The organism is Pseudoalteromonas luteoviolacea (assembly GCF_000814765.1).
Taxonomy (GTDB): Bacteria; Pseudomonadota; Gammaproteobacteria; order Enterobacterales; family Alteromonadaceae; genus Pseudoalteromonas; species Pseudoalteromonas luteoviolacea_H.
Genome location: NZ_JWIC01000010.1, coordinates 332,263 through 358,662, shown reverse-complemented (window position 1 = coordinate 358,662; position 26,400 = coordinate 332,263). Strand labels below are relative to the sequence as shown.

General features: G+C 42.8%; 18 protein-coding genes and 11 tRNA genes. 22 read left to right on the top strand and 7 right to left on the bottom strand.

Annotated features, from left to right (window positions below; genetic code table 11):
• Window positions 1-4: 4 nt before the first annotated feature.
• Entirely contained in the window at window positions 5-1,135 is a 1,131-nt protein-coding gene (locus tag JF50_RS23000) for a sodium ion-translocating decarboxylase subunit beta (protein ID WP_039611648.1), read from the top strand.
• Window positions 1,136-1,311: 176 nt separating this feature from the next.
• Complete coding sequence (locus JF50_RS22995; protein ID WP_039611647.1) at window positions 1,312-1,491, top strand: hypothetical protein; 180 nt, start codon at window positions 1,312-1,314, stop codon at window positions 1,489-1,491.
• Between the two features lie 56 nt (window positions 1,492-1,547).
• Here the strand turns inward: JF50_RS22995 and JF50_RS22990 are convergent, their stop codons facing one another.
• Entirely contained in the window at window positions 1,548-4,556 is a 3,009-nt protein-coding gene (locus JF50_RS22990) for a hybrid sensor histidine kinase/response regulator (protein WP_039611646.1), read from the bottom strand.
• A 253-nt stretch (window positions 4,557-4,809) separates the two neighbouring features.
• Here JF50_RS22990 and JF50_RS22985 point away from each other — a divergent pair.
• The 12 genes from JF50_RS22985 to JF50_RS26845 all read left to right on the top strand — a co-directional run bounded on the left by JF50_RS22985 (window position 4,810) and on the right by JF50_RS26845 (window position 6,990).
• Window positions 4,810-4,885, top strand: a tRNA-Phe gene (locus JF50_RS22985).
• An 11-nt stretch (window positions 4,886-4,896) separates the two neighbouring features.
• A tRNA-Thr gene (locus JF50_RS22980) sits at window positions 4,897-4,972 on the top strand.
• Window positions 4,973-5,020: 48 nt separating this feature from the next.
• Window positions 5,021-5,096 (top strand) — tRNA-Phe (locus JF50_RS22975).
• A 183-nt stretch (window positions 5,097-5,279) separates the two neighbouring features.
• Window positions 5,280-5,355: transfer RNA gene (locus tag JF50_RS22970), tRNA-Phe, on the top strand.
• 11 nt (window positions 5,356-5,366) lie between these two features.
• Window positions 5,367-5,442 (top strand) — tRNA-Thr (locus JF50_RS22965).
• A 111-nt stretch (window positions 5,443-5,553) separates the two neighbouring features.
• A tRNA-Phe gene (locus tag JF50_RS22960) sits at window positions 5,554-5,629 on the top strand.
• An 11-nt stretch (window positions 5,630-5,640) separates the two neighbouring features.
• Window positions 5,641-5,716, top strand: a tRNA-Thr gene (locus JF50_RS22955).
• Between the two features lie 80 nt (window positions 5,717-5,796).
• A tRNA-Phe gene (locus tag JF50_RS22950) sits at window positions 5,797-5,872 on the top strand.
• Window positions 5,873-5,883: 11 nt separating this feature from the next.
• Window positions 5,884-5,959, top strand: a tRNA-Thr gene (locus JF50_RS22945).
• 242 nt (window positions 5,960-6,201) lie between these two features.
• Window positions 6,202-6,277, top strand: a tRNA-Phe gene (locus JF50_RS22940).
• A gap of 12 nt (window positions 6,278-6,289) precedes the next feature.
• Window positions 6,290-6,365 (top strand) — tRNA-Thr (locus JF50_RS22935).
• A 355-nt stretch (window positions 6,366-6,720) separates the two neighbouring features.
• The gene (locus JF50_RS26845) at window positions 6,721-6,990 is read left to right on the top strand and encodes a DUF1289 domain-containing protein (protein WP_080760337.1); all 270 of its coding nucleotides are present in this window, start codon (window positions 6,721-6,723) and stop codon (window positions 6,988-6,990) included.
• Here JF50_RS26845 and JF50_RS22930 read toward each other — a convergent pair.
• On the bottom strand, window positions 6,974-7,654 hold the full coding sequence (locus JF50_RS22930; RefSeq protein WP_039611645.1) for a substrate-binding periplasmic protein: 681 nt from the start codon (window positions 7,652-7,654) through the stop codon (window positions 6,974-6,976). The two genes, JF50_RS26845 and JF50_RS22930, sit on opposite strands and share 17 nt — an antisense overlap.
• Window positions 7,655-7,811: 157 nt before the next feature.
• Here JF50_RS22930 and JF50_RS22925 point away from each other — a divergent pair, with 157 nt between their 5' ends.
• From JF50_RS22925 to JF50_RS22915, 3 genes are read left to right on the top strand one after another with little or no spacing between them, the layout of a single operon-like run.
• Window positions 7,812-8,015: a DUF3283 family protein gene (locus JF50_RS22925; RefSeq protein WP_023398497.1), complete on the top strand. Its 204-nt coding sequence runs from the start codon at window positions 7,812-7,814 to the stop codon at window positions 8,013-8,015.
• Between the two features lie 2 nt (window positions 8,016-8,017).
• On the top strand, window positions 8,018-8,443 hold the full coding sequence (locus JF50_RS22920; RefSeq protein ID WP_039611644.1) for a GNAT family N-acetyltransferase: 426 nt from the start codon (window positions 8,018-8,020) through the stop codon (window positions 8,441-8,443).
• Window positions 8,440-12,894 carry an EAL domain-containing protein gene (locus JF50_RS22915; RefSeq protein WP_200890435.1) on the top strand — a complete coding sequence of 1,485 codons (4,455 nt, stop codon included), beginning with the start codon at window positions 8,440-8,442 and terminating at the stop codon, window positions 12,892-12,894. Before JF50_RS22920 ends, JF50_RS22915 begins: the two co-directional genes overlap by 4 nt.
• Here the strand turns inward: JF50_RS22915 and JF50_RS22910 are convergent.
• The 5 genes from JF50_RS22910 to JF50_RS22890 all read right to left on the bottom strand — a co-directional run bounded on the left by JF50_RS22910 (window position 12,891) and on the right by JF50_RS22890 (window position 20,565).
• A complete protein-coding gene (locus JF50_RS22910; RefSeq protein WP_039611643.1) occupies window positions 12,891-13,838 on the bottom strand; it encodes an ion transporter in 948 nt (315 codons plus the stop codon). The genes JF50_RS22915 and JF50_RS22910 overlap by 4 nt on opposite strands.
• 13 nt (window positions 13,839-13,851) lie before the next feature.
• Window positions 13,852-16,530, bottom strand: a complete 2,679-nt coding sequence (locus JF50_RS22905; protein WP_039611642.1) for a bifunctional acetate--CoA ligase family protein/GNAT family N-acetyltransferase — start codon at window positions 16,528-16,530, stop codon at window positions 13,852-13,854.
• A 150-nt stretch (window positions 16,531-16,680) separates the two neighbouring features.
• Complete coding sequence (locus tag JF50_RS22900; RefSeq protein WP_039611641.1) at window positions 16,681-18,522, bottom strand: methyl-accepting chemotaxis protein; 1,842 nt, start codon at window positions 18,520-18,522, stop codon at window positions 16,681-16,683.
• 393 nt (window positions 18,523-18,915) lie between these two features.
• Complete coding sequence (locus tag JF50_RS22895) at window positions 18,916-19,437, bottom strand: NUDIX hydrolase (RefSeq protein WP_039612148.1); 522 nt, start codon at window positions 19,435-19,437, stop codon at window positions 18,916-18,918.
• Window positions 19,438-19,512: 75 nt separating this feature from the next.
• The gene (locus JF50_RS22890) at window positions 19,513-20,565 is read right to left on the bottom strand and encodes an aldo/keto reductase (protein WP_039611640.1); all 1,053 of its coding nucleotides are present in this window, start codon (window positions 20,563-20,565) and stop codon (window positions 19,513-19,515) included.
• A gap of 281 nt (window positions 20,566-20,846) precedes the next feature.
• On the opposite strand from JF50_RS22890, the gene JF50_RS22885 reads away from it, so the two are divergent.
• The 5 genes from JF50_RS22885 to JF50_RS22865 all read left to right on the top strand — a co-directional run bounded on the left by JF50_RS22885 (window position 20,847) and on the right by JF50_RS22865 (window position 26,390).
• Window positions 20,847-21,386, top strand: coding sequence for a hypothetical protein (locus JF50_RS22885; RefSeq protein WP_039611639.1), 540 nt, complete (start codon window positions 20,847-20,849; stop codon window positions 21,384-21,386).
• 58 nt (window positions 21,387-21,444) lie between these two features.
• Window positions 21,445-22,500, top strand: a complete 1,056-nt coding sequence (dinB, locus tag JF50_RS22880) for a DNA polymerase IV (protein WP_080760336.1) — start codon at window positions 21,445-21,447, stop codon at window positions 22,498-22,500.
• Window positions 22,501-22,612: 112 nt separating this feature from the next.
• Entirely contained in the window at window positions 22,613-24,310 is a 1,698-nt protein-coding gene (locus JF50_RS22875; protein ID WP_039611637.1) for a carbon starvation protein A, read from the top strand.
• Window positions 24,311-24,374: 64 nt separating this feature from the next.
• Window positions 24,375-25,907, top strand: a complete 1,533-nt coding sequence (locus JF50_RS22870; protein ID WP_039611636.1) for a M17 family metallopeptidase — start codon at window positions 24,375-24,377, stop codon at window positions 25,905-25,907.
• Between the two features lie 87 nt (window positions 25,908-25,994).
• Window positions 25,995-26,390 (top strand): HIT domain-containing protein, encoded by a 396-nt coding sequence (locus JF50_RS22865; protein WP_039611635.1) that lies wholly within the window; start codon window positions 25,995-25,997, stop codon window positions 26,388-26,390.
• Window positions 26,391-26,400: the final 10 nt, after the last annotated feature.

Below are 26,400 nucleotides of genomic sequence, written 5' to 3'. Positions count from 1 at the left end.
TGAGATGGAAGGATTGCTAAATTTATGGCATGCAACGGGCGTAGCAAATTTGACGTTTCCCGCTTTGTCTATGATAGCCGTGGGCTGTGGTCTGTTGTACTTGGCCATCGCCAAAAAGTTCGAACCGCTGTTGCTAGTACCGATTGGTTTTGGCGCGATATTAACGAATATTCCTGTCGCAGCCCTGTCTGAACCGGGTGGATTGCTGTACTACGTTTATTATATTGGGATTGATAGTGGTATTTTCCCTTTGTTGATATTTATGGGCGTAGGGGCGCTAACTGATTTCAGTGCGCTCATCGCGAACCCCCGCATGCTATTGTTAGGTGCCGCAGCACAGTTTGGGATATTTGCGACCCTGTTTGGGGCTATTCTGCTCAATTTCATTCCTGGGTTCGAGTTTACGTTACAAGATGCATCTGCTATTGCGATAATTGGCGGGGCTGATGGCCCGACAGCCATCTTTTTGGCCTCAAAATTATCACCAGAGTTGTTAGGGGCAATTGCAGTTGCGGCTTATTCATACATGGCATTGGTGCCAATTATCCAACCGCCTATTATGCGCTTATTGACGACTGATGAAGAGCGTAGTATTGCTATGCCGCAGCTGAGAGTTGTTTCTAAACGAGAAAAAATTCTGTTTCCATTGATGGTATTGGCTTTAACTTTGCTGTTCTTGCCAGCCGCAGCGCCTTTGGTAGGTATGTTCTGTTTGGGCAATTTAATGCGTGAATCAGGCGTTGTAGATAGGTTGAGTAATACGGCGCAAAACGAATTAATTAATATCACAACCATTTTCCTTGGTTTAGCCGTCGGGTCGAAATTAGCCGCTGACCAGTTTTTGACAGTGGAAACATTGGGTATTTTAGTACTGGGCGCGTTGGCGTTTAGTATCGGAACTGCATCAGGTGTTTACATGGCAAAAGTCATGAATCGCTTATCGTCAAATCCAATAAACCCACTCGTGGGGGCGGCAGGAGTATCAGCAGTACCGATGGCTGCTCGTGTCGTAAATAAAGTGGGATTAGAGTCTAACCCGCATAACTTCTTATTAATGCATGCTATGGGGCCAAATGTTGCAGGGGTGCTCGGTAGCGCAGTTGCAGCAGGTATCTTGCTTGCTTTAGTGAATTAACTACACTCTCCAACCTTTAGTGGGGCATTTGCCCCACACTTTTCTTTCTTTTCAATAGTGAGCTAAGTACAGCTCACTTTTTTGCCGTTTGGCTTTGTTCACGCTTGTATAAATAACGGGTCAAGTGACGGTGTTCGTGTTATAAAGAAATAAACTGATCAAAGTTAAGGAATACCATGCATATTATTGTGATATTAGTTTGCTTAGTCGCTGCGTTGCTGATCCTTATTCCACTTTTAGAAAAGTATCAAGGTAAAATGGGACTAGATAAAGCGCAAAAGTACGGTAAATATATACTGCCTTTGGCTATGCTTGGGGTGGTTGTTAACATCATTCACTCTATGATGCAAAGCTAAATAAGTGGTTATGAAGCAAAGCCATCGAAATGGCTTTGCGCAAACTCAGTCATATATTAATTGGCTGATTGTAAGTATTTTTGGATGAACTCGGTGGCTTTCATATATGACTCTTCAAGTTCATCTCGTAACTGAATCAATTGATCACTGCTCATTTCTTCCGTTTTACACCTTGATTCAAACTTTTCAGAAATCAAAGCAACTTGCTCCGCACCAATGGTACGAGAGATGGATTTAAGCTGGTGACATGCCTCAATAATTTCACTTTGACTCGATGAAATAACAGCGCCATTAATGTCACGGGCTAATTCGCTACTCTGTTCTAGGTACATTCTAAAGAAGCGAAGTCGTTTAGCACTATCGTCGTTGACGTATTTATTGAGTTGATCCATGTTGATGGGAAGTTCATCAGCTGGCTCTTCTTTTACGGGTGCGATACTCACTTCATCTGGCTCAATTACTTCAGTCACAGGCGCTTCGTCTTCAACGACAGACGCATTGTCCATTGCTGTAAAGCTAGGCAGAGCGGCACTTTCCGAAGAAACTGGCATGGCTTCAACGCATGCGTTTGAATCTGTGGCGTTTATATTTTCATCAAGGATTATGGTGGTCTCAGGTTCAACATCAGCCTTTGATACAGTCTTGTGCTCTGTATTAGCACTCGTTTCAGGTTGCTGCGTCGCTGGTTTGGCGTTATGTCCAGAGGCGTTCTGCCATTTTTCCAATGTCGCTTCTAGGACATTCAACTCTACAGGCTTGGTAATGTAATCATTCATACCAGAAGCGAGGCAACGGTCTCGTTCACCTTTGAGTGCATTCGCTGTGATAGCAATAATATATGGCTGTGCATTGATGTCAGGTGATTGTTCTGCGATATCTCTGATTTTGGTAACCATGTCATAACCAGACATTTTAGGCATATGTAGGTCAGTTAACACTACTGCGTAATGGCCTTGTTGCCACATTTTTAAGCCTTCTTCGCCGTTTTCAGCTACTTCAACACCATAACCAAGTAAATGAAGCTGATCGGTAAGCACTTGCTGGTTTAATACATTGTCTTCGACCAGCAACACTAATTTATTTTCAGCCTTAGCATCTTCAATATTCAAGTAGCTGTTCATTGTACGAGATGGCTTGAGCTGTTTGGGTTTATGCAGGCCTACAGCGACCAGCACCGCGGTCATAAAGCTTGTTTTACATAAAGGCGCTGCATTTAAATAGAATATGTGGCCGTGATTGAGTGCCGATTCATCCATCGTGCTGAGCACAATGACTTGCTGGTTGTTGTGCTCGATAGAGTAAAGTAGATCTCTTAGTTGCTGATTTACTTTATCCATGCCATCGAGACCATCGAGTACCCAAACGACATCTTGATCATATTGATGTTCGTCAATTTCACTTGGGTCGACAACAATGGCCGAGTTTGCACCCATAAATGATAAGTAACGAGCCAAAATAGCGCGCCTATTTGGGTTATGCGTGAACGTCACCACTTTTCGCCCAGCTAATACACCTTTATTGGCATATTCAACTTTGCCACTGATACTGAAAGGTAGTTCGACAATAAACTCGCTGCCCATACCGATATCTGAATTGACATTAATTGAGCCTAGCATTAACTCAACAAGACTCTTACAAATCGACAAACCTAAACCTGTGCCGCCGTATTCTCGTGTAATTGATCCTTCAGCTTGAATAAATGGATTAAATATCTCTCTCAGCTGGGCCTGAGTCATCCCTTTACCATTGTCAGTGACTTTAAAACGCAAGGTATAGTGTTCAGAGGTATTTTGGGCCACTTCAACAGAGATTTTTACAAAGCCTTGTCTACTTTCATCGGTTGTAGTGAATTTAATGGCGTTACTACACAGATTGTAAAGTACTTGGCGCACGCGCACGGCGTCTCCCACCAAGTTGCTAGGAATATCTGGAGCAATGGCTAACTGGAGGTCCAGTTTACGTTTTTTGGCGACAGAAGAAAGTACACGTGCGACTTCTTCTATGGTTTCTGACACAGAAAAAGCACTGCTGTCTATCTGTAATTTACCTGCTTCTATTTTAGAGAAGTCTAATATGTCATCCAATATGCCAAGTAAAGAGAAGGCTGAATCGCGAATGATGGTGGTTAACCTGTGCTGTGCTCCGTCTAATTCAGTTTGGCGAAGTAAATCAATGGTACCGATAACCCCATTCATCGGCGTTCTAATTTCATGGCTCATGGTTGCTAAAAAGGTAGTTTTAGCTTCAGATGCACGTTCGGCATTAAGCGTTGCTTTTTCTAGTGCCAAGGTACGAGCTTGAACTTCAGTTTCAAGGCTAGTTTGCAACTGCCTCAATTCGTTCTGAGATGCTTTATTACCTTTAATAATGTCACGGATCTGATTGATTAAGGAGTTTATGCCGATGGCGGTTGAGGAGAGGCCGAAACTCAATTGTTCTGTGACGTGGACATCATAATCTTTTTTCTTAATTAGATGCTCAAGCTCTGAATTTAATAAGTTGAGCTCTTTGGCCAGCTTACCTACGATTTGTTTCTTAAGAAATATTGCAAAGCCAAGCGTGAGAAGCAGAGCAATCGCTGCCAATGCATAGCTCAGAGGGTTGCTTGTCGCCACTGTGATGGTTGGTTCGCTGTATACAAGCACTAACTCGCCGACAGGAATGTCATCGAGAGTCAATGGTTGGTGAACGATGACTTGTCCGTTGAGTGTTAATTTGGTGCGCTGCTTGATTGGCGCAACAGGATTATCACTCGATTGAAATACCAGACTAGGCTTGCCCATTCCACTATCTGCATATAAGTAGGCATCTATATTTGGGTTGCCTGCTTTGACGGATGTGAGCATCTGCTTGGCGTAGTTATAACCTAACTTCATCATGGTATTACTTAGCGGTGCAGCTAAATCCTGAGCCTGTAAAGCGAGGTCTGGTTGACTATAAGTAGTATTCACTTCTTGTTTGGGCCAAAGATAGGCACCCAGTGAAGCAATACTGGTAATGATTAGTGTGACAAATACAAACAGGGGCACGAAACCTTTGATCTGTGCTTGTGAAGATTTTTCCATTGAAATAGTCCGAACAAGTAACTTTCAAATCGAGCTTTATAATAACTTCACATCCTAACACCTATAATGGATGATTTCTCTACGTTTTTACTTCTTTATTATTGTTTGTAGAAGATCATAGTGAGAGATTTAAGTATAAAAATCAGCCTTTAGTAGCCTATTTGTGTCAATTTTGCATGAATTGTGCGCAAACAAATTATATTGCAAAAAAATAGTTGACTTGAAAGGGTAAAACCCGTTTAATACGCCGCACGCCCAGATAGCTCAGTCGGTAGAGCAGAGGATTGAAAATCCTCGTGTCGGTGGTTCGATTCCGCCTCTGGGCACCATTTTTAGGTGCGCCGACTTAGCTCAGTTGGTAGAGCAACTGACTTGTAATCAGTAGGTCATCCGTTCGACTCGGATAGTCGGCACCATTTATAAAGTTGGTTTTGCATTGGAATTAAATCCCATGCTAATTAGTTGCCCAGATAGCTCAGTCGGTAGAGCAGAGGATTGAAAATCCTCGTGTCGGTGGTTCGATTCCGCCTCTGGGCACCATCTCTTAAAGATGTAAAATAAAGAATTTTACTAAAACGCCTTATAAAAGCGGTTTAGATTTTTTGAAATGTGTCAAGTTAATTTCAAATGTGTTTAGTATTTACCCAGGTGGCTCAATCGGTAGAGCTGTGTGGAATTGTATTGAAAATCCCTAGAGAGTTTTAATACACGTAAAAATTATTTGCCCAGATAGCTCAGTCGGTAGAGCAGAGGATTGAAAATCCTCGTGTCGGTGGTTCGATTCCGCCTCTGGGCACCACTATTAAGTGTGCCGACTTAGCTCAGTTGGTAGAGCAACTGACTTGTAATCAGTAGGTCATCCGTTCGACTCGGATAGTCGGCACCATTTATAAAATTTGTGACACGATATAATATTTTCCAATTAGCTCATTCGGTAGAGCTGTGTGGAATTGTATTGAAAATCCCCAGAGAGTTTTAATACACGTGAAAATTATTTGCCCAGATAGCTCAGTCGGTAGAGCAGAGGATTGAAAATCCTCGTGTCGGTGGTTCGATTCCGCCTCTGGGCACCATTATTAAGTGTGCCGACTTAGCTCAGTTGGTAGAGCAACTGACTTGTAATCAGTAGGTCATCCGTTCGACTCGGATAGTCGGCACCATTTAATTTTAAAGCAGTGAATTACTGTATCTAAGGTATTGAAAATCCTTATCGAGTTTTAATACGCATAAAAATTTATTTGCCCAGATAGCTCAGTCGGTAGAGCAGAGGATTGAAAATCCTCGTGTCGGTGGTTCGATTCCGCCTCTGGGCACCATTATTAAGTGTGCCGACTTAGCTCAGTTGGTAGAGCAACTGACTTGTAATCAGTAGGTCATCCGTTCGACTCGGATAGTCGGCACCATTTAATTTTAAATCAGCGAATTGCTGTATCTAATGTATTAAAAGTATTTAGATAGTTTTGATACATAAGATTCTATTTTCCCAGATAGCTCATTCGGTAGAGCTTTTTGGAATTGTATTGAAAATCCCTAGAGAGTTTTAATACAGATAAAAATTTATTTGCCTAAATAGCTCATTCGGTAGAGCTTTTTGGAATTGTATTGAAAATCCCTAGAGAGTTTTAATACACGTAAAATCTTGTTTGCCCAGATAGCTCAGTCGGTAGAGCAGAGGATTGAAAATCCTCGTGTCGGTGGTTCGATTCCGCCTCTGGGCACCATTCTTATAGTGTGCCGACTTAGCTCAGTTGGTAGAGCAACTGACTTGTAATCAGTAGGTCATCCGTTCGACTCGGATAGTCGGCACCACTCATCTATAAAAGCCAAAAACACCAGCACTTAAATACTTTTCAGATATCTTTTTGTATACATTATTTGGAATTATATTGAAAATTCTCGTGTCGGTGGTTCGCTTTCGCCTCTGGGTAACATTGATCATATAATCTCAGTATTAGCTGGGCTTTTTTGTATCTTTTTTTCGCTTAATTTTCTAAGTGTTTTTCAGCGCCTAGATGGTTGGATTACTCTATTTTACTTTCCTTCATACTTATAAGCTTTAGCGACTTTACGATATTTCAACTAGTATTTTATTAAGAGGCCAAGTTAGGTAGTATTTTGATTGAAGTGGCCATTTTATGTGCAGGTTTGATCATTGACCCTTAGTATGGAACAAATAGAGATATTTACGATCCCAAGTCCGTGTCAGGGGATATGTGAAGTGAACAATCGCGGTTATTGCAAGGGCTGTTTTCGCAGCCGAGAGGAGCGCTTTTGTTGGAATCAAATGACAGAGCATCAAAAAAAAATGGTGATAGATCTGTGCCAGCGTCGTAAAAAGCGTGTAATGGCCAGCAAACAGCAATCACAAAAAGCCACAGCAACAAGTGATGAACTAGCTCAAACACAAAATGATTTGTTTAAATTCGATATTTAGCCTTTAATACCTCAATTATGCCCTTTTGCTCTAGCTTTTTTAAAGTATTTTTTAATTTAGGAATGAGTGCAGCGTGTTTCTGGTGTAAATAATGAAAACTGTCTATGGTCATTAGGTCTTCAATTTTTATCGTATCAACATCCATGTATGGCAAGTGCTTACGTAAATGAAAATCAATGATTAGCGCCCCCTGTACTTTTTTCTGGATCAGTAAGTTGAGTTGAGCTGCACTACTTTTTACTTCGACAAGTTCACCTCGATAGCGATTATCCATCATGTATTGATAGGCAACGAGGTATCCGCTTTGCACTGCCATTGATTCAATCTGATTAAATGAACAGGAGGTGCAGTGGCTAATGAGTTGTAGGTTGAATGAATAGAGAGGGAAGTCGACATAAAGGAGATTTGCATAGCTGTCAGTGACACCTGCAATCCGCCCAAGTTGACCATCAAGTTCGCCAGCATTGGCAGCGATAAGTGCTGTTTGTTGATCGAAATCTATTAGCTCTAAGCTGTGGCCGATGTCTTTATATGCCAGGCTCAATAACTCGACGACATATCTGGCTTGCGGGGTGTCGGCAGGACGATTGAAATACAGCGTTTTGGCTTGGGCTAGAGAGCAGTGTGACAATAAAAGAATCCATAATATTTTGATATTTCTCACATAGTCCTCCTAGTTTACAGTGAATGAAGCTCGTGTCTTCTCAATTTTAAAATATTAATAAATACACTGTAATATTTAACTTTATCATTCAATACTGCCGTTGCTGAGTACATATATGATACACTGTTTTTATAATTTTCAATAATTGTACAGTATGATGTCTTATAATCTGTGTAACCTTTCTAGAGCAGAAAAATATCAAGTTCAACTAGAGTATGAAGCGTCTTTTTGGGCTTATCAGATAAAGCGTGGTAAAAATACGCGAGAAGCGATTTATGATGCGATTAATAGCCGTCCCTTGTCTGAACGGGATACGTTAAAGGCTAAGTTTGAGCAATACTTGGGGCTTATGTTAGTTTAGTTATGCAGTTGAGTTGTTTTTGTTTGCCTGCGATTCAAACCCCATTAGTTAATAAGTTTTATCAGGCTAACAGAGTACGTGGCCGAGCGACCAAGCAAGATCTAGTTTGGGTTGTTAAACTTACGGAACTGATTGCAGCGTGCAGGGTTCAAAAAGTGGAACAAGATGCATTTCTATCTACCGTTTTTGTCGACCCTGAATATAGAGGGAAGGGGGTTGCGACGCAGTTATTAGCCTCAGCCATTGAAGCTGAAGACCTTGTTTATACCTTTGCTTATCAAGATGTTGTTTCATTGTATTTGCAACTCGACTTTATAAACGTAAGCCAAGATGCGTTGCCAGAAAAATTACGGAATATGTTCGTCAACTATACGAAGCAAGGCCGAGAGATAACAGCGATGTGTTTTCAAAGGGATGTAAATGCATGAAGTATCTTATTGTTTTAGTGATATTTGCCTTTAGTGCTTTTTGTTCAGCACAAGTCTCTCGTATTTCTCCTGCTGAAGGCTTATCACAAAGTTATGTCAATACTTTGCTATTTGATAAAAAAGGATATCTTTGGCTATCTACGGAAGGGGGCTTAAATCGATATGATGGGTATCAAGTCCTTGAAGTCATGGGCCCAAATAAAGCGCTTGATAAAATGCAGATTGATCGTATTTATCAAGATCCAGCAGGCAAAATTTGGATAGCCTCAGGTCGAGCTGGGCTGTTTAGTTATCACCCCGAAAAAGACCATTACCGACAGTATATTCAAGCGCCTTCATCAGAGCAGGATTATATCCAAAATAGTGTTTTTCAAATGCTGGAGAAAAGTGCTAACGAGTTGTGGTTGGGTCGTACGAAAAATGTCTCTGTATTAAATAAAGAGACAGGGGAAATAACGGAAGTCATTCCGATACCAGGTATGAATGATCGCAGTTTGGTCAGATCGCTCCTGCAATTTGAAGACATACTTTACATCGCAACGACAGAGCATTTATTTGCGTATCATATTCCCACTAAACGACTTAAACCGATTAAGCATATCGACAATCCAGAGCACCCGTTTCAACACAATACTAAATCGTTATTGTTGTTGAATGACTCGACGTTGTTAGTTGGGGCGGTGCTGGGGCTGTATGAGCTTGATATTAGTGAGTTACAAACCAACTTTGATGCAACGCCCGCTTATAAAACATTATTAGAAGAGTTTAATATCTGGCATATGCTAAAGCAGCAGGCTTATTTGCTGCTTGGCACAGACAAAGGACTTATGCGCTTGGAACCACACACGGGTAATGTTGAACCAGATAAGCGACTTTTGAGTAGTCGTTTTTCTATTTCTGATAGCAGCATTATTCATTTAAACGAGGATAATAATGGCGGAGTGTGGGCTGCTACTCGCACGGATGGCGCATTTTACTTGCCGCCAGATAACCATATTTTTGACAATGTGCAAAACGAGTCAATTGAAGGGGAATTCTCTCATGGTGCTGTGTGGGGGCTTGTCGAATTTCAAGGGTATATTTGGGCTGCAACTCGAGATGGCTTAACACGATACGACCCAAAAACTCGTGAAGCCAAGCCGTTACTCCAAGGTTATATGGGAGAGAGCTTTTTACCAGAGTACTCGATATTTGAGCTGTTCGCATTTCAAGATAAGCTTTGGCTGATAAGTAACCGAGGTTTATTCGTTTTTGACCCTGTAACTGAAACAATTTCTCGACCGCAAGCGCAAAACCCAGAGTCAACTGAGATACTCTCGGGGTTTGTCAAAGGAGCCGTTTTGGTTGAGCCAGGTTTTTTATACTTTGTTGATGGTAACTCAGGTTTTTATTTATTTAATATGAACAATGGCATTTTAGAGCCGCTTGGTCCGAGTTTCGATCAGTTTGATCCGTTCTTAAGTTATGGCTTTTTTCCGCCGTTATCTAGCCATCCTACCCAGCCTGTGTTTTATAGTGAAGGCCGTTTATTTAGATATGATCGGCCAAGACAACAATTAACGCAGATTTACCAAGTACCCAAAGCACATAAGCAATCAGCGGTAGACTTGCTGAGTTATACCATAGATAAAAATAACGTGTTGTGGCTGTCTTTTGCGACCCATGGATTGGTACGACTAACTGCTGATGGATATAACCCTTTGCCGTTACCTACAGATTCTTTATCCGTTACTAATTTTATCTTGTATGAAATGCAGCAGGATAACGCGGGCATGATCTGGATGTCATCTCATCAAGGCATATGGCGGTTGGATCCAGATAACTTTCACCTACAAGGGTTTACCATAAATGACGGTTTGATGAGCAATGAATTTAATAGTGGGTCGTCTGTAAAATTAGAAAACGGCCATATTGCTTATGGGTCATTACAGGGGATCACCATATTTGATCCCGAGGTTAACAGGCCAAACAGACCGTTACTAACACGTGTTAATATCACCAATGTAGATTTAATGTCTAGAGATCTTAAACCCGCCGGACTCAAATCATTCTCCTCAATAGAGCTTAATCACGACGATATAGGCTTGGAGGTGTCATTTTCTGCGATGGCATTTACTGCGCAAGAGCGCATTGTTTATGAATATCAACTCTCAGGTGAACAGAGAATACTGAGTCGAAATAGTAATCGAGTCGTATTTCCAAAACTTAACCCTGGCCACTATCGCTTAAAAGTATGGGCAAAAGATCCGCTGACAGGGGACTATACTCAGCCTGCAGAGCTTAATATTCGCGTCAAATACCCCATTTGGCGCTCGCCTTTAGCTTTGGCATGCTATCTCGTTTTAGCCAGTGCGCTATTTGCGCTTTGGGTTCATCGAAAAAATAAAGTCGCACAATTATTGATGGAAGCGCACAAGGAGACGCGAAATAGTGAAACGCGACTTAAAATGGCCCTCGAAGGCAGTAATTCAGGTGTTTGGGATTGGCAGTCTGGTTCCAATTTAGTCTATCAACCAAGGTTGGTGAATGAGCTTGGCTATAAAAATGAGTACATTAATTTAGATGACTACTTAGAACTGATCCACCCGCAAGACCGCGCATTATTTCGTATAGAGTGGTTGGAGTTTGTCTCCACCGCAAAAGGATATATTGATTGTACGTATCGATTACGCAATAGAGTGGGCCAATGGCGATGGTATAAAGACTACGGTAAGGTGATGGCTTGGCGAGAGGCGATACCAATGCGCGTAGCGGGTACTTATACCAACTTGACCAGGGAGCGTGTGTTCGAAGAGCGGGCAGCCCTGTTTGGGGAGGCATTCGAACAAACGCGTGATTGGGTTATGATATTTGATAGACGTTTTCGGATCTTGGCGTGCAACAAAGCATTGCAGGATGCGTTTGCAGTTGAAGCAAATCCGCTCTCGAGTACCAGCGTGAGTTTGGGGCTAGAGCGCCACGTTCGAATGCATTACCTTCGCACCATGAGCAAGTTAGCTGAAGGGGAGTATCATAGTGCGGAAGAGGTTCTACGTTTACCCAGCGGTGAAGTGAGACACGTGTTGGTTAAAGTGACGGCGACGCATGGGCAAAACTATATCATTGTGTTGACGGACATCAGCAAGCAAAAGCGCACTGAGAAAGAGCTTTATCAACTCGCCAATTATGATGCATTGACCAAGTTACCAAATAAAGTGCTGTTTATGGATAGAGTGCAGCATGGCATTGAACAGTGCGAAGAAAATGAGCAATCCTTGGCTATTTTGGCGATTAAGTTTGGCCGTTTACAGCGGCTGGCAGATACCTTTGGCGATGATTTTGTCTTAGCTGTAATACGTCAAGGGGCTAAAACATTGCAGTGTTGCTTCAGAGAAGTTGATAGCTTGGCGATTGGTCAAGAACGAGATTTTTATATCTTGATGGAACACCTCGAAAATGTGGATGCTGTGACTCGATATATCCATTGTTTAATCGCACGTTTTGAAGATGGTATGCGAGTGCATGAACAAGATGTGCATGTTGATGTCCATGTGGGGATTTCACTGTATCCGGATGATGCTAGCGACGCGTTTGAGCTAAATCAAGCTGCACAAATTGCGCTGAGCCATGCTAAGAAAAGCACAAAGAGCCACTACCAGTTTTACCATCACGATATTAATCAGCAGGTAAAACGCAATATTGAGATTGAGCGTCGCCTCACCGCCGTGTATAACGAAGAGCTACTGTACAATTATTATCAGCCAATATTAAATGCCACTCGAGAGCATATTGAAGGGTTTGAAGTGATTCTGAAGTGGCCTGATGATCCACTTGTTAGCGCGGATGAATTTGCAAAAGCAGCTGAAAAAACGGGACTTGGTATTGAAGTCGTTTTACAAACAATTGAGCGGGCGTTAATTGAACTGAAGGTATGGCATTTAACTTGGCCTGATTTATATATTTCAGTGAACCTGTCGGCGCACGTCTTGCATTTCGAAGGTCTAGTAGAAGGTATACAGTCGACACTGAAAAAAACCAACCTACCCGCGAGTTGTCTTGTATTTGAAATATCAGAGTCCGTGATTATGCACAATGTGACTCAGTCTATTGCGCGAATGCACGCTTTAAACTCGCTGGGTTGCCGTGTGTTCATGGATGACTTTGGGACTGGATATTCTTCTCTGATGTATCTGACGCAATTCCCAGTGACGACATTAAAAATAGATGAAGGCTTCATCGTTGATATTGGTAAAAATAAAGATCATGAAAGCATTATTCACTCAACATTGTCATTAGCGCATAGTTTAGGCAAGTTATGCATCGCTCAGGGTGTGGAAAATATAGAGCAGCTGAGGTTTTTACGCATGCTTGGTTGTGAGCGTTTTCAAGGCTATTTGTTTAGTCCACCTTTACCTGGTGATATGATTGCTCATCTTATGGCCAATACTTGGGAAGATATGTTTAAAAGCTAGAGCTTTTCCCCGCAGTGTCGGCAATAAAGGCTTTGTGCTCGCTCAGAGGTCATCAGCTTAATCGCTTGATTGGCCTCTGTCGCACTTAGACCAAGCTCTATCCTAAGCGCTTCAAGGTGCTCAGCTTCGTTCTCATCCAACTCGCCATCGACCAAAGCGTGATGCACCGCTTCATGAAATGCGTCTCTACGTTTGCGAAGTTGATCTGCAAAGCTGGATGCCAATAATCCAGTTGGGATTGCCACCATACCCATGCTCAGCAAAGTGATCACCCCCCCAAAAAACCGCCCGAGCGGAGTGATTGGCACAACATCGCCATAACCGACTGTTGTTAAAGTGGCCATGGCCCACCACATAGCAGCAGGGATAGAACCAAATTTATCCGGTTGCACATCATGCTCAATAAGATAAATGCCACAAGATGCAACGATTAAGACCAAAGACATAATAAAAAAAGCAGCCATCAATGAGCTGGCTTCTTCTTTAAAGGCGGCTAATAGAAGTTGCATTGCTCGTGAGTATCGGGTGAGCTTAAAGATACGCATCAGACGCACTACGCGCAAAAATCTCAGGTCGAATGTAAAAAATACCATCAGCAGTGTGGGTAAAATGGCGATTAAGTCGATAACAGCGAGTGGGGAGCGAATGTACTTTAAGCGAATGTAGAAGTTGCTTTTAGATTTGTCTTTAAAATTCAGCTTATCAACACAACACCAAAGGCGAAGCAAATACTCAATACAAAATATGCCTACGGAGATGACTTCAATATAAAAAAAGGTCTGGTAGTACTGCTGTGTTAATGTCGGAACAGATTCTAAAACAATCGCAACGACATTAAATACAATTAAAGCAATTAAAAAGATATCTAAACTGTGTGCTACTTTTCGATATTTACCGCTGCCTTCTAAAATGGCGGCTACTTTTTGTCTTAGCGTTAAGCTCATAATATACGTGCTATCAATGCGTATTTTGAAGTGGCATGGTCATAATGGCAGCCCCTTCTTCGAAATCTCGTTTTACATCAAAGCCTAGATGTTTCGCTAGATTTATCATGCCAGTGTTTTCAAATAAGGTAATGCCTTCAATGGTATTCACTCCTTTTTCTCGGCAGTAATCAATCGCTGCACTCATTAAGATTTTTCCTAGCCCCAAGCCTTGAGAGTCTGATCGGACAATGACCGAAAATTCTGCCTGTGTATTATCTGGATCCATTAGTACGCGTGAAACCCCTAACGTTCGGTATGCGCTTTTATGGCGTTCACTGATAATAAATGCCATTTCACGATCGTAATCAATTTGCGTCATTTTGGCTAATTGATCATGCGTGAACTGGGGAAGTTGACCAAAGAAGCGCTTATACCGATCTTCTTTGGTGAGTGATTGGTCAAACTCTTGATGGTTTCGTTCATCTTCAGGTCTAATTGGCCTTAAAGTCACTTGTTGGCCGTTTTTGAGTGTGATTGCGCGTTCCAGCTCTTTTGGGTAAGGCTTAATGGCCAAACGTTTACGGTGTGCTTTAGGCTGGTATGGAGACAGACCAATTTGAGCATCTAACACTAAGAATTGTCCAGAGCTTGCTAGAATAGGGTTAAGCTCTAGGCTATGAATATCGGGTTGCTCGATAACCATTTGAGAAACTCGCGTAAGGAGTGCACATAAACGATATTTATCTACCTTATCAGGCAGTGTACGTTCTTTTAACACGCCCTTGTCATGAGCTGCGGCAATTAAATACTTGGCCAAGTTCATGTTTAGAGGTGGTAAGGCTACGGCGGCTTGGGAAAAGTTTAACCCAGTACCGGCTTCACCTAATAAAATGACAGGTCCAACATCGGGCTCCGTTTTAATTGCAATACGCAATTCTTGAGTGCCTGCTCGAGAAGCCATTTTTTGCAGAGAAAATCCTTCTATTTCTGCATCTGGGTAGGACTTTTTAATTCGCAGTAACATAGAAAAAGCCGTTTGCTCAACTTCATTTCCATCATTAAGGTTGAGTACGACACCACCGACTTCTGATTTTGACGGGATGGCGGCACTGATTAATTTCAACGCAACAGGAAAACCAATTGCTTCTGCCTGTTCCTTGGCTTCACTGGGTGTGAGTGCGACTTCAGTTTTAATACAGTCTATACCATAACATGCAAGGATCTGACTGGCAGAGTGGGTCGATAGGTATTTATGCCCCGCACGTAAAAAGGTGCCGATTTGCTGTTTTGCTGCACTGCTGTTTATTAATTCATCTTGAATGATAGACTCAGGTGTCTGAGTTAAATGCTTTTGGTTACGACGATAAGTAATTAAGTGCATAAATGCACTGACAGCCCCTTCAGGCGTTCTATAGGTTGGGATATTGCTCAGTACGCAAATATCTCGTGCTGATCGCGCGGCTTCTTCACCCATAAAATTGGTCATGACGAAAGGTCGTGCCATTTTAGGAATCTTATCTAATGTCTGAGCAATGATTTTGGCATAAGCGGAGCTCGGTGCCAGCGCTGAAGGAGTGTGGATGATGAGCAGGTTTTTAACTTCATCGGCTTTTAATAGCACCTCTAAAGCTCGCTGATATCGTTCGGGTGATGAGTCCCCAAAGATGTCTACCGGATTGTCGGTTTGTGACGATTGCGGAACGATGTCATTTAACGCGGCAATGGTTTTATCACTCAATTGCGCGAGCTTGCCCGAGCGCATTAAGAGTGTATCTACGGCCATAATGCCCGGACCACCCCCATTGGTTAGAATCGTCAGGTGCTCTACTTTGAGAAGTTTTGGGTGCAGTGCCAAAGTTTGCGTTGCAGCAAATAACTCTCTTAAATCATTCACTCTCAGCATACCAGCACGCTGAAACATTGCATCATAGACAGCATCATCAGATGTTTTACCGCCAGTATGGTGGTATGCAGCGCGGGCGCCTGCAACGGTTCGACCTGTTTTTATGGCGATCACCGGTTTACTAAACGCTGCAGCGCGGGCTGCTGATATAAATCGTCTGACATCTTTAATGTTATCGATATAGAGTAAGATGGCGGATGTTTTGCTATCTCGAGCTAAATAATCGAGCAGCTCGTCAAAGTCGATGTCTAGACAATCACCGACAGAAACAAAGTGTGAAAATCCTATATGCTTATTTTGTGCCCAGTCTAATATCGTGGAACATACAGCAGCGGATTGCGACAAAAACGCTAATTTACCAGGTTTGGCAATGGTGTGTGAGAAGCTTGCATTGAGGCCTATGTGCGGCAAAATAAGCCCTAAACTATTGCTCCCTAACAAGGTGACTTCCGCTTGCTGTGCACATTGATTGAGTGCTTGTTTCTCCGCATTATTTAATCCTGCTGCAACGACAATTGCGTGCTTGCAGCCGAGTGACCCGAGTTCTTGTATAAGCTGACAAAGTGTCTTTTTATTGGTGCATATAATGGCCAGATCTGGGGTGCAGGGTAAGTGTTCAATATCTTGGTAGGCTAATACGCCATTGACAGCGGTATATTTGGGTGTGACAGGCATAATGGGGCCTTTGAAACCGCCTTGTAGTAAGTTTCTCATCACCACATTGCCAGCTCGATTCGGATTATTAGAGGCACCGATGACCGCGACAGATTTGGGGTTAAAAAACTGACCTATACGTTTAACACTCATGCCTACTCCTTTGGTTACTTATATCAAGCTAGCTGCTTGCACAGACTGTAACATGTTTACATTGGAATTTGAGCAGATTAGAGAATAACTTTGATCTCACAGGCACTTTTTGCCAATACAAAAGTGCCTGTTGGTAAAAGGGCCGTATGTTTATACTTTAAATCGAGAGACATCTTCTTGCATTTTATGTGCATCAAATTCAAGCGCCTCACAGTTCTTACAGTTTTGGCAGGAGTCGACATAGAGCTGCTCTGCCGATACTGAAATGTTGGCAGCAGCATTTTCCACCCCTTGTACTGTTGCCATTTGCTCTTCCGTTGCTCCTGCGATTTGAATAACCATATCGCGGATTTTGTCCATGGCTTGTTTGTTATCATCCATACTTTGTTGTGCATCTGTGATCCCTTCGTACATCTGCTCACTCAGCGACAAGCTGGTTTGCATTGCTTGCTCTGAGTCGTGAACTAAGCTCTGAAGGCCATGGATCATACGTTCTATCTCAACGGTGGAGTTCTGAGTGCGTTTAGCCAGCGTACGCACTTCATCTGCAACCACGGCGAATCCTCTGCCGCTTTCTCCGGCGCGGGCGGCTTCGATAGCAGCATTGAGTGCAAGTAAGTTCGTTTGCTCAGTAATGCCCCGTATAACAGACGTGACACTCTCAATCTCACTGCTGGCTGAGGACAGTTGTTGCATCAGTTGACTGTTTTCATTGATATGCCCTGTCAACTCAGACATATTGTGATGGGCTTTGTGCATGATCTCAGAGCCACGCGCCATATTTTCATCTGCTTCGTTGACATTATTTTGCACAGCGACACTGTTCTCGGCAATTAATGACACCGCCTGCACTAACTCACTCACAGCTACTTTAACGGCGTGTGTATTATTTTTTTGCTCTTCAATGGCTTGCTGTGAACGTTTCGTCACTTCCACGGACTGATGAGCACCGCTCTCTACGGTTTCCCCAGTATGTTTTATCTCTCGAACGATATCCGCGGTTGTATCTATAAATTGATTAACGGAGCCTGCAAATTCGGTGACCTCATCACGACCAGTCAGCTCAATATGGTGAGTCAAGTCACCTTCACCATGACTTATCGTCGCCATATTGGCATTGGCAATTTTGAGCCTCTGAACAATGTGGGCACCTTTCCAAAGGAGTAAGCCGGCAATGATCACAGTCAGTATACCGGCGAGTATCATGCCTTGGTTTTTGGCATGAATAAGTTCATGTTGGATCCCTTGGTCTATATCTGTGGAAAGTTGGTTTACGGTCCCTTCAACTTTATGGATACTGCTTCTTAGCTCGCCTCTTAAGCCAGAACTGGCATCTAACCCTCGTTCTACAAGTGCATTTGTGAGTGCACGTGCGGTACTCTCAAATAGGGTGAGATCATTTTGTCCGCCACTAAATTGGTCATTGAAATAGACTTTCATGACCGCGAGTTGCTCTGTCACTTCATTTTTAGTCGACATGTTTAAATTGGTCTGGAAATCATTTTCAAGGAGCACTAGCCTCAATGCTTTACTCATGGCGGTAATATCGCCAATATTGGTGAGTGACTCATGCAATGCAATTTCTGCCTGGTTGAACTCTCCGCGCAACCCTTGATTGGGGGTTAAGCCAATTTTTTTGTCCAGCGCAACTAAATTACGTAAATTTAACTCATAGTTACTTAAGTCTTTTTCGGCAACAATCAGCGCCTGTTGCAGATCTGTGGGAAGCTCGGCGCTTAATTGTAATATGTTCTGCCTCATGAGTTTGATGCGTGTATCAAACTTGTCGATATATTTTTGTTGTTTGCGAAGTAAAAAGTCTTTTTCATGACGTCTGAGCATCAACAGATCATTGCTAATTTCTTTGCTGGTCGCCAGACGCTGTCCCAAATTGGCGATATGGCTTGTTTCGTACCACAAAACGCCCACCATACAAAACAGTGCGATCATGACTAGAGAAGAAAGTAAAATGAAAGTGTGACGGATGGTCATAGTCTACTCCTTAGCTTCGATACTCCCATCACAAAACTTAGAACAGAATTTTAAAATTACCAATCTGTGAAGAAATTTATTGAGATTATTTGTCCAACCACTTTTACATCGCAACGTAAGATGCACTTTTTGTTACATTTATATTACATATATACCTAAGCGGTGCCCATGTGTTTGAGTAGTATGGCTAAGGTGTTAGTGAGGTATAGGCTGAGTTATCGGCTGTTTTGATGATGTATCAACCGGTTGACTTTTTTGCACCAGATTAGAAGGCGCTAGTCGATGTGTTTAATACCTGGATTGTTGTGCAACAGGACTATGCATTTCGTCCTGTTACTATTTATATTTATTCGGGTAAATGAATTCAGTGCGCTTATTTTGAGACTTGTCTGTTTAGTCACAGCTCAAGCCCATAATATCTGTCGCAACAGTCTTTAAAATGGTTAGTTCTCGTTGAATAGACTGTCCTTTCTTATCACTGTTGGCCAGCGTGTCACGGTTATGTGCAATGGCTTTTTGAATGTTTACCCAAACAGGGCGCATGCCATTGGCTTGTTCATAGGACTCCATTTGAGGAGCTGTGAACGCACCGCAAATCTCGACTTCAAAACAGTGTGAAATAATATGTACATTATCAAACTCAGGTTTGTGCCAACGCTGGAACTCTTCATAAATACCAAATGGTTTTATGTGTGTGATGGATTTTGCACCTGTCTCTTCCAACAGCTCTCTTTCTAGGGCAACTTCTATCTCTTCCCCTTCATCTACACCCCCGCCCGGAAGTGTATAGTCGTCATATCTTGCGGTGTAGAGCAGTAAAATGTCTTGTTGTCGTGTCACGATAGCGCGTGCGGTATGTCTGATAAAGTGACTACCTGACAGTGGCTTAGCAGGTTCAATATTGAGTTGCTTCATAAATAGTTGTATTGATAAAGAATGCAAATTGGCAGTGTACCACATTTACATTCTCATGGAATGAAGGCCTTTCGCTTAGAAAGGCACAGGGTAAGTTTTCAGTATGGTATCGATTTCTGCCAACGCTTCTGGGGGCAGTGGCTTATCAAAGGCAGTGATATTTTCTTTTAATTGTGCCATAGACGTCGCCCCAATAATTGTAGACGTTACCCCATCAACTTGATCACACCATGCCAACGCCAGTTGTGCGGTAGAGAGGTGGTGTTCATGCGCGACTTCTTGATATGCGGCTGTTGCTTGTTGTGAATACTGCGTGTCTCTGAAAAGGCCATGGCGCTGCATGAGTGTCCAGCGACTACCTTCAGGTCTAGCACCGCCTAAATATTTCCCAGATAACAATCCACCAGCTAAGGGTGACCAAGGCAGATAAGCGATATCTTCATTGACACAGTTTTCTAGTAGATACGGCCAATCCTTTTCGTGCAGTAAATTAAACTCATTTTGAATGGATACAGGCTTTTCAATATTATGCTGCTCACACAAGCTAAGGTAGGTATGGATGCCCCAAGGTGTTTCATTGGACAGTCCCCAATGGCGGATCTTACCTTGGTCTAAACATATTTTTAAACCTTCGAGTATGTCACTCATTTCTTCTAGTTGTTGCGCTTTGCTTACAGCATGAAGGTCCAACATACCATGCCAATGCTTGCCAAAGTGAGGTGATGTTCTATTTGGCCAATGCAATTGGTATACATCAATATAATCTGTATTTAATCGCTTGAGAGAGCGTTCTACAGCTTCGATTACCGCTTGCTTGTTTATGGGTTTACCATCTCGCACCCAACTTAGCCCAGCTCCGGCTATTTTTGTAGCTAAAACAATTTCTGATCTTTTCTCTTCATGACGTTTTAACCAGTCACCTATGATTTGCTCGGTTTTTCCGTAGGTATCAGGCGATGGAGGCACTGCGTACATCTCGGCAGTATCAATGAAATTAATACCTTGACTCAAAGCATAATTAATCTGTTCATCCGCATCATGCTGATTGTTTTGCAAACCCCAAGTCATACTTCCTAAACAAACTCGCGAAACCTTTAATGGTGAGTGGCCTAATTGGCTGTACTTCATAGATACTCCTTGCAAAATCTGACAATTTCACACTGCTAATTTGCAGCGCTAAGATTTATATCGACTAACAGCAGTGTAGAGCATTTCTTCTTATTGTGCAGGTGTTTGTTGTTATAGATAAACAAAGGTGATAAGCCATGTTCATAGAGGCTTACTGTAGTTTACTTAAATTTATAGTGTCGGTTTAGTGTGCCGTAATGAAAGCTTTTCAATAGATATATTTGTAGCGATAATTTTTGTATATTGATACGAATTGACGTGAGGGGAATTGGGATTTTCGATTGGAGTATCAATATTTAATAAAAGCAGTAGATCATGCTCCCTTTATTATCATCATTTTGGGTCTAATGATTGCTTGGCACGGCTACTATGCTAGATGGTTACTGATTAGTTATGGAATTTTAGAAACCCTTGATCACCTCATACATCTTGAGATCAGAAGTTGGTTAACGCACTTTTATATTATGAACTCCCTGATCATTATTGTGTTTATGTTTCCTATCCTGTTAAGACGTCCGATTGCACTTTTTATTTTCCGAAAAACAGGGAGAGAGTATTTTGCTATTGTTGGTAATAGGCAGGGTCTTTCTAAATATGAAGTGATAATACTTTGGTTAATGGCTTCAACAGCAGTGGTTAATTTCATTACGTGGATTGAGGTGATTTGTTATAAATATTGGATTATTGATTACGTTTATATCAAGTTTCATTTCAGAGATTACTACATGGTGTCCGTACATTTAGTGACACTGGCGGCGATGTATTCTTATTCTTTTTATACATTTATTTCTAAATCTCAGATAAAAAAAGTGCATCGTTAGACAAGCGTGAAAAAAACTGCCAAAATACTGTATAAGTAAACAGTGCTTTGGGGCGTTCATGAAAAAGTTCATTCATATCGATATGGATTGCTTTTATGCAGCGGTAGAAATGCGTGACGATCCTTCATTGGCTAATGTACCAATGGCAATCGGGGGCAGAAGCCACCGAGGTGTACTCTCAACCTCCAATTACATTGCACGCCAATACGGTGTGCGTTCAGCCATGTCTAATTATAAGGCCAAGCAACTCTGTCCTCAGCTTGTGATTGTGCCTGGGCGTATGCAGGTTTATAAAGAAGTTTCCCAACAAATTCGTGCTATTTTTTCGCGATATACGCATTTGATAGAGCCTTTATCATTGGATGAAGCTTATCTCGATGTGACTGATTGTGATGAATGCCACGGCAGCGCCACGTTAATTGCCCAACAGATCCGAAAAGATATTTTTAATGAGACTGGGCTTACTGCATCAGCAGGTATTGCACCGATTAAGTTTTTAGCAAAAATAGCCAGTGATGAGAACAAACCGAATGGACAATGCGTGATCACTCCCGATCGTGTCGATGCCTTTATTGATAAGTTACCACTTCGCAAAATTCCAGGTGTTGGCAAAGTAACACATGAAAAACTACTGGCGTGTGGTTTAGTGCATGGTCAAGATGTGAAAGGCTTAAGTCTTGATGAAATGGCACATCGGTTTGGTAAATTTGGTCGGGTTTTGTGGCGTCGTTGTCAAGGAATTGATGAACGAGGTGTTGAAACGGAGCGCATACGCAAATCCGTTGGAGTAGAAACTACATTCGAAAAAGATATCAAAGATATAAGTCAATTGAAGGCAATTTTATGTGACAAGCTGGTGCCTGAACTGACTCGTCGAAGTGCAGGTTACCAAGCTGATAGAGCTTTTACTAAGCTGGGTGTAAAAGTGAAGTTTTACGACTTTTCTCAAACCACGAAAGAATGCCAGTGTAGCCACATTGATCAAGATATTCTGTGCACACTTTTAGAGCAAGCTATTGCTCGCCATGGTAATAAACCTGTTCGGTTAGTCGGTGTACAAATTGGACTGGGCGATACGCCGAACAACCAGGTCCAAATGGGCTTATTTAATTGAGTATCGGGGTGTTACTTCTACTGTAGGGCATTTGTGCGACTAAAATATAACTGAAATTGCAATCTCCCGTGTTAGAGTAGTGTTAATACAACAATAACACAGAGGACAACCCATGCAATCTATCATGATAGTATTGTTTGGTATCTTGGGGATGCTGTTTGGCTGGTTTGTGTACTCCAAGTTTATCGCAACGAAGATCTTTAAGATGGACGATAATTTCGTCACACCTGCCCACGAATTGAATGACGGTGTCGATTATGTTCCTACGAACAAAGTGGTGCTTTGGGGGCATCATTTTACATCTGTAGCGGGGGCAGCCCCTATTGTTGGCCCAGCCATCGCTGTATATTGGGGTTGGGTACCAGCTGTTTTATGGGTGGTGTTTGGTACTATCTTTTTTGCCGGTGTGCATGACATGGGCGCACTGTGGGCCAGTGCCCGTCATAAAGGCAGGTCGATGGGAGCGTTGTCTGAGTCCGTCATTGGTAAGCGCACTCGCTCACTCTTTATGATAGTGGTGTTTTTGGTGTTGCTGATGGTTAATGCAGTATTTGGTGTGGTCATTGCAAACTCATTTGTAGCCAACCCGAATGCGGTTTTCCCAGCTTGGGCTGCTATTGTTGTGGCGCTTATCATCGGCCAGTTGTTAAAGCGTAAAGTGCCTTTAATTCCACTCTGTTTGGTCGGTGTTGTCGTGCTGTATGCAACGATTTATGCGGGGAGTGGGATGCCAATTGCGCTGCCAAGTGATGTGTTTGGGCTAACAGATAAAGCAAGCTGGATATTGATTTTATTTGTCTATGCAGCGGTTGCTTCATTGTTGCCAGTTTGGATGTTGCTTCAGCCTCGCGATTTCATCAATGGGATGCAGTTACTCGTTGGTCTTGTTCTTTTATATGGTGCGGTATTTGTTGTTATGCCGGATATCACGGCACCTGCTTTTAACACGCAAACCGCAATAGATACACCAAGTATTATCCCACTCCTATTTGTCACGATTGCATGTGGTGCTGTCTCTGGCTTTCATGGCATTGTATCCTCTGGCACAAGTTCAAAGCAGCTCAATAAAGAAACCGATGGACGGTTTGTTGGATATCTAGGTGCAATTGGTGAAGGTTCCTTGGCACTGATCACGCTGGTGGCGGTCAGTGGTGTTATGTTGGCGGTTTCTCCAGAAGAGTGGCATGAGATATATAGTCATTTAGGCGCAGGCTCTGTGGGGGCGTTTATTCAAGGTGGGTCAAACTTAATAAGTACAGGTTGGGGGTTGTCTGCTGAGATAGCTTCTACCTTACTGGCGGTGATGGTGGTGTTGTTTGCAGGCACAACGATGGACTCAGGGGTGCGTTTACAACGCTATATAATTCAAGAGTGGGGGGATATTTATAAACTCCCTATTTTGAAAAATGGCATTATTGCTACTTTGGTTGCAGTAGGGTGTTGTTTATTGCTTGCGTTTGGAGCCGGTGGGGCTTCTGGAAGCGGTGGCATGATCATTTGGCCCTTATTTGGTTCTACCAATCAGATCTTAGCAAGTTTGACCTTGTTGGTGATTTCTGTGTATTTAATCAAGCTTGGCAGGCCTGCAAAATTTACCCTTATCCCTATGATATTCGTTATTTTAATGGCCTTTTTTGCTGGTCTTATTAAGTTAGGTGAGTACTACGAAAAAGGTAATTGGCTACTGGTTGGTCTGGATATTGTGGTTTTAGTGGTGAGTGTTCTTGTTATGTTAGAAGCATGGAGTGTTGTCAGTAAACTCAAAAGTACAGCGGAAGCTGCTCCGGACAGTGAAGAATCGAGTAGCTAACTTGGCTCTTGAGTTTAAATAACCGATAATTGGCCCTTAAATTACAAGAACAAGGGCCATTTTTATGTCTTTTCCTCTCTCATTGCCAGTATCGAATTGGCAGCAAAGCGACGCTGACGCGGTAATTGTCATCACATCTGATGTAAACGACTTAGGCGATCAGCAACTTAATGACATAGCCGCACCGTATATTGCCGTTGACGCGCGTTTGGCCACTCAAGCGAATGTTTTGTTAGCACCTCAGGTGCCAGGGCAACGTTTAATCATCGCGCCAACAGGTCCGCTTAATCGTGATTATGATGACGTTCGCCGCTTTTTTGCTGCCGGCCAAGCTGGCATCGCGCAAGCAAAAGCCTCAGGTGCTGTGAAACCTGTGATCGTTTTAGCGGGTGTACCAAGTGATACGCGTTACCAAAATGCACTACAGGTTGCTTTTTTAGGCGCTTGTCAAACACTTTGGCAACCGCTTGAAGCCCGTGAATATCGTGGTGAGCAGATAGAGCCTGTTGAAAGCATTTTCCTCGTTGGTGCTGATGAGGCGACTTGCGCACAGATCAACGCAATTGCTGCGGGTCAGTATGCAGCACGCGATTTATGTGGTACTGAGCCAGAGCGCATGGCCCCGCCTCGTTTTGCTGACTACTGTGTCTCATTATTTGAAAACACTTCAGTCAAAGTTGAGGTGATCTCAGACATCAATGCCATTGATAAAGACTACCCAATGCTTGGCACTGTGGCGCGTGCATCGTATGCCGTTGAGCGCCATCACCCACGTGTAGTTAAGATGGAATACGTACCTGAAGGTGATATTGAGCGTACCTTGATGTTTGTCGGTAAAGGCCTTGTTTATGACACGGGTGGTGCAGACCTAAAAGTAGGCGGCTTTATGGCAGGAATGAGCCGCGACAAAGGTGGTGCAGCTTCAGTGGCGGGTTTCATGAAATCAGTCGCTGAGTATCAGCCTAAGGGCGTGAAAGTGATCGCTTACTTGGCTGTGGTACGAAACTCAATTGGCTCTGATTGTTTTGTACCAGATGAAATCATTGAAACTCGTGAGGGCGTGCGCGTGCGCATTGGTAATACCGACGCAGAAGGGCGTTTAGCGATGGGCGATTTGCTAAGTGAAATGAAAGATTTAGCTAAATCAGAAGTTAACCCTGAGCTGTTCACCGTTGCTACGTTGACTGGTCATGCGGCACGAGCAATGGGTCCATACAGTGCGTTTGTTGAAAACGGTCCGGCACGAGCTAATGCGGTTTCACGCCAAATTGCTGATCAAGGCGACATTTGGGCTGATTGCGCAGAAGTATCGCGTAGCCGCCGTGAAGATTATGATTTTGTCCAGCCTCGCACACTGGCGGATGATGTGCTTTCAAGTAACAATGCGCCATCTGCTGTAACAGCGCGTGGTCACCAGTTCCCAATGGCGTTTTTGGCGATTGTTGGCGGCTTGGATAAACATGGCTGTGATTCTGAGCTACCTTTACCGTATGTACATATGGATATTGCAGGTAGCGGTGTCGAAGGCGGCGATTGGCAGCATGGTAAGCCAACGGCTGCCACTGTGAGCAGTTTGTTTGCACGTTATTGCCTGTAAGCATTGATAGAGTCTTTTGTGCCCTAACTAAATAAAATTACCCTAAAGCAGATACTCGTTATCTGCTTTTTTATCGGAGTAGAAAACATGGCATTCGAACTTGCCCCAGAATTACAAAGAGATTGTATTGAATTAGCGCAGTGGCCTTTGAGTACGGTGCTTTTAATGAATGATAGCCAATACCCTTGGTTTATTTTGGTGCCTAAAGTTGACGGTGCGCGTGAGATCATTGATTTAAATGAGCATCAGCAACAGCAGTTTTGGCAGGAGTCAAAGCAGCTAAGTGAACTGCTGATAGAGGTATTTTCACCAGATAAACTCAATGTTGCTGCGTTAGGTAATATGGTGCCGCAACTACACGTACACCATATTGCGCGCTTTACGCATGATGTCGCGTGGCCAAAACCTGTTTGGGGTCTGTATCCTGCAATACCGTATACAGATGAGCAGCTCATAGAATTGAAAAAGGCGCTCGCACTGTAGCGCCTCTAGC